The sequence below is a fragment of the Thalassolituus sp. UBA6592 genome (genome assembly GCF_002433655.1).
Lineage (GTDB): Bacteria > Pseudomonadota > Gammaproteobacteria > Pseudomonadales > Oceanobacteraceae > Venatoribacter.
On sequence record NZ_DJIO01000179.1, the window covers coordinates 10,942 to 15,344 of the forward strand.

Consider the following 4,403-nt stretch of genomic DNA (forward strand, 5'->3'; position numbering starts at 1 on the left):
TAGCTCAGTTGGTTAGAGCGCTACCTTGACATGGTAGAGGTCCCCAGTTCGAATCTGGGTAGTCCTACCAGAATTTCTACTGATCCGTCAGTAACACAGAAGCCGGCTTAAACAGCTGGCTTTTTTGTTGGTGTTTTCTGCGGCTGTATTTCAGAACAATCAATGCCCATCAATAAAAATGCCCCTGAGCCGAAGCCCAGAGGCGTTTTTATCAAAGCCTTAAGCAATATCTTTTAATAAGAAATCAGTGTGGCGTTGCTGCTCAATACCGGATCATCACTGATTTCAGCTCAGTATAATCCTCGATAAAGGCCGCGCCGTATTCACGGCCGATACCGGAGCCTTTGGCACCACCAAATGGTACGCCTGGATCAACGATAGTGTGCATATTCACCCATACGGTACCGGCTTCTACCTAAGGTACCAGACGCAGTGCTTTTGACAGGTCGTGGGTCCAGCCGGAGGCAGTCAGGCCGTAAGGGGTGTCGTTCATTTCGCGCACCAGTTCTTCTTCGGTTTCGTAAGTTGCCAGGGTGGCAACCGGGCCGAAGACTTCTTCGCGCCATGAAGTGCTCTGCAGGGATTTAGGACGAATAACCGTTGGTTTTACAAAGAATCCCGCACGGTCATAGGTTTCACCACCGACCACAAAGCGGTCGCCTTCTTTCACCGCAGTTTCAAATGCTTCAATGACTTTTTTGTACTGGTCTTCAGTTGCGACCGGACCGAACTGGGCGTTCTCGTCCATTGGGTCACCGGCTTCGATTCCTTCCAGACGGGCTTTAATTGCCGCTTCGACTTCGTCGATCTGGCTGGAGTGAACCAGGAAGCGTTCAGCGGATGCACAGATCTGACCGGTGTGCATAAAGCCTGCTTCAAACATACCATCAACGATTTCTTCCACACTCATATCCGGCAGGAAACCTGCGGCGTTTTTACCACCGAGTTCCAGGGTGACGTGTTTCAGATTGGCTTTCATGGCTTCGTCGGCAATGATATGGCCGGTACGTACCGAACCGGTCAGCGACACTTTGGCGATGCGTTTATCAGGAATAATATGATCGCCTAATTTACCAGGGCCATTAATCACGTTAAGTACACCATCCGGTAAACCGGCTTCTTTACCCAGCTCTGCAACACGCAGCAGGCCGATATTCTGCTGTTGCGCGGGTGTATTGCCGGATGGCTTGTGTGTCTGACTCATGGGTAAAGTTTGCCTTGGAGAATTCCATCTCATCAGGCGCGTGCATAAGAATGTGCTGAATATAAGCTTATTGCTCTGCAGAAGAGCCGCTGCAGCTGTACTGCTTCATTATTCGCCAATCTAAGATGCATTCAAATCAAATAACTGTTCTGCAAACTGAACCAGTCGGCTGTTTCTGTTTGTCTGGCTGGCCGGAAGACCTGTGGTGTTTTGGGAACAATCTGTTCCTTAGTATTCCTTGCGCAACAGTCGGTTATTATTAGTCCATTACAATTAATAAACTGCTGTGGAAAATCACCTCAGCAGACCTGAGCGTCGGATTGATTCCGCCTCCTTTCAAATCCTGCCCGCCAGAACTTCTGATGTATCTGCTCAGAATGCTAAGCCGAAGCCGTTAAAAGCACTCACAGATCCGTATGCAGGAAAATAAATGACAGGTGCCAGTCACACCCAAAGCAATGGCCATGTGCCACCCGGTTCAGCAGAGCCTGAACAACCGTCCCCATTGCGCTATCGTACGGCGACAGCTCTGATGGTGGCCGTAGTGTTTTTTATGGAAACACTGGATGCCACCGTCATTACTACCGCACTGCCAACCATGGCGAAAGATTTTGCTGTGCCGGCGGCCAGCCTGTCTGCCGGAGTATCAGCCTATCTGGTGGCACTTACCGTGTTTATTCCGCTCAGCGGCTGGGTCGCAGACCGTTTCGGTCCGCGCAGAGTCTTTGCCTCAGCCATTGCGTTTTTTACCCTGGCATCCTTGTTGTGTGCTGCCAGCGACAGTCTGCTTACTTTTACATCAGCGCGGGTGTTGCAGGGTATTGCCGGCGCCATGATGGTACCGGTTGGCCGTTTGCTGGTGATGCGTGATACGCCGAAAGATCAGATTGTAAAAACTGTCGCTATTCTTACCTGGCCGGCGCTTTCCGGTCCCATTGTTGGGCCAGCGTTAGGCGGCTGGATTACCATGCAATGGAGCTGGGAATGGATTTTTCTGCTTAATTTGCCCATCGGTATTCTGGCATTTGTGGCGTCGCTGTTCCTGATCCGGCCGGTGAAATATCCGGTAAAACATTTTGATATGCGTGGCTTTCTGTTGTGCAGCAGTGGTATTGGTTTGTTTATGATCGCAGTAGAAACCGCCAGTCATGGTCAGGCCTTTATACTGCCAGCTCTGATCGCCGGCGTTGTCGGTGTTGTTCTGTTGCTGCTTTGCAGCCGTTATCTGTTACGCAGCGAAAAGCCATTATTTGATCTCAGTATTCTGCAGGTACGCACTTATGCCAGCGCAGTTAGCGGTGGCTCACTGTCACGGATTGCCTTGAACGCTGCACCATTTTTATTGCCGCTGACCTTTCAGCTTGGCTTTGGCTACAGTCCGGCGGAAGCCGGTGCTCTGTTCTTGTGGCTGTTTGTCGGTAACCTGTGTATGAAACCAACCACCACATGGATTATGAACCGCTTTGGTTTTCGCCGTGTGCTGATGGTCAACAGCTTTATCGTTGCGGGCTCTTTTCTTGCTTATGCGGCCCTTACGGAAGATACGCCGACGACGTTGATTGCCGTTATTTTGTTTATAACGGGTATGACACGCTCGGTGCAATTTACAGCTTTTTACACCATGGCATTTGCGGATATCGAAAAGCATCACATGAATGATGCCAACACCCTGTTTGGTGTGGTTCAGCGGCTGAACAGTGGAATGGGCATTGCTGTTGGCGCATTAATGCTTGCTATCGCCCAGTGGTTTCTTGGCGGTGATGAAGGGGCACCGGTTGCAGCCGATTTCAGTCTGGCATTTATTCTGGTATCGGTACTGGCGTTAATGACGTTTATTGATGTGATGCGACTGCCGGCGGATGCTGGTCACTCGGTATTGAAAAAGCGGGCGGCAGCCGCCTGAGGTCAGGCTGCCGCTTTTATCTATCTTGCTTAGTGCAGGCTGTTAATCCAGTACCTCGAATTTTATTCCGGCCTTATTTTGCAAACGTTCGATATAGCGTTCATCAAAGAGTGAGGCCGGGGTCCAGAAGCCACCGCTTTTACCGGTTTTATTACCGTCAGTGTCGTAGTAGTCCAGCGCCAGGCCAACAATCGCTTCGCCCAGCATTTTGGCTGTACTGCCATAACCCGGGTCGCGGTCGCCGGTGACTTTGGTCAGCGTCAGCTGACCGTCTTCCGTACGGCCAATAAACCTGAGGTCGTAAAAGCCTTCTTCCTGAGCCTGTGGTGACGGGCCTTCGCCGGGTTTGGGCAGTACGTATTTTTCCAGCAGAAAACGCGTCGGTTTAAGTGCTGCACCAAGCAGAAAGGCACCAATCCCGAGACTGTAAATCCGCGCTCCCAGCCAGCCCTTAAACCCGGCGCCGGTGAGTACCGCTTCGTTATAGCTGAAGTTATGACCATAGTAATTTTCGCGCAGCGCATTCGAGCGGAACACGATGCGGGTATTGATTGCAGCCATGATAAAAGGTGCGGTATGGCTGACCATATCTGTGTCCTGCGCCGGTTTTGACATGGTGTTCTGGCGCACAGTAAAGCCATGTTCGGCAGGGCAGATGGAATAGGGATTAGCCAGTTCTTTTTTCAGCGCCGGATTGGCGATCACTTCTTTGGTCAACTCAACCATACTGGCGACGGTGCCGCCGGATACGCCACCTTTGCCAGCTTTAAAGCGCATTTTTGACTGCACCGCCGGTTTGCCGTAACGGCGATAACTTTCTTCCTGTAAAAACCATACGCCCATATCGGAAGGGACCGAATCAAAACCACAGCTGTGCACAATGCGCGCACCGGAGGCTTTGGCCGTAGCTTCATAGCGCTCCAGCATGCGGCGGATCCATTGCGGCTCGCCGGTTAAGTCGCAGTAATCGGTACCGCTTTGCGCGCAGATTTTTACCAGTGTTTCGCCGTACAAAGCGTAAGGGCCAACGGTTGAAACCACGGCACGGGTCTGATTGCACAGTGTGTTCAGTGCGGCATCGTCAGCGGCGTCTGCGAGTATGATGGGCAGGTTGTCAGGTTGAATGCCCAATGGAGTGAGAGTCTGAGCGCGCACAGATTCCAGTTTGCTTTGTGAGCGACCGGCGATGGCCCAGTGGAGGCCATTGCCGACACTATTACCAACACCATAGGTTTCGGCCAGATAGCGGGTGAGAATCTGGCCAACAAAGCTGGTGGCACCGTAAACGATCAGATG

At 51.6% G+C, this 4,403-nt stretch carries 2 protein-coding genes and 1 pseudogene; 1 reads left to right on the top strand and 2 read right to left on the bottom strand.

Going from position 1 to position 4,403, the window contains the following annotated elements; translation table 11 throughout:
• Nucleotides 1-262 precede the first annotated feature (262 nt).
• A pseudogene (locus B2Z72_RS17955) lies at nucleotides 263-1,237 on the bottom strand (aldehyde dehydrogenase family protein).
• Between the two features lie 397 nt (nucleotides 1,238-1,634).
• On the opposite strand from B2Z72_RS17955, the gene B2Z72_RS17960 reads away from it, so the two are divergent.
• Nucleotides 1,635-3,107, top strand: coding sequence for a DHA2 family efflux MFS transporter permease subunit (locus tag B2Z72_RS17960; RefSeq protein WP_296984142.1), 1,473 nt, complete (start codon nucleotides 1,635-1,637; stop codon nucleotides 3,105-3,107).
• A 42-nt stretch (nucleotides 3,108-3,149) separates the two neighbouring features.
• Here B2Z72_RS17960 and B2Z72_RS17965 read toward each other — a convergent pair whose 3' ends face one another.
• On the bottom strand, nucleotides 3,150-4,400 hold the full coding sequence (locus B2Z72_RS17965; protein ID WP_297005462.1) for a saccharopine dehydrogenase family protein: 1,251 nt from the start codon (nucleotides 4,398-4,400) through the stop codon (nucleotides 3,150-3,152).
• Nucleotides 4,401-4,403: the final 3 nt, after the last annotated feature.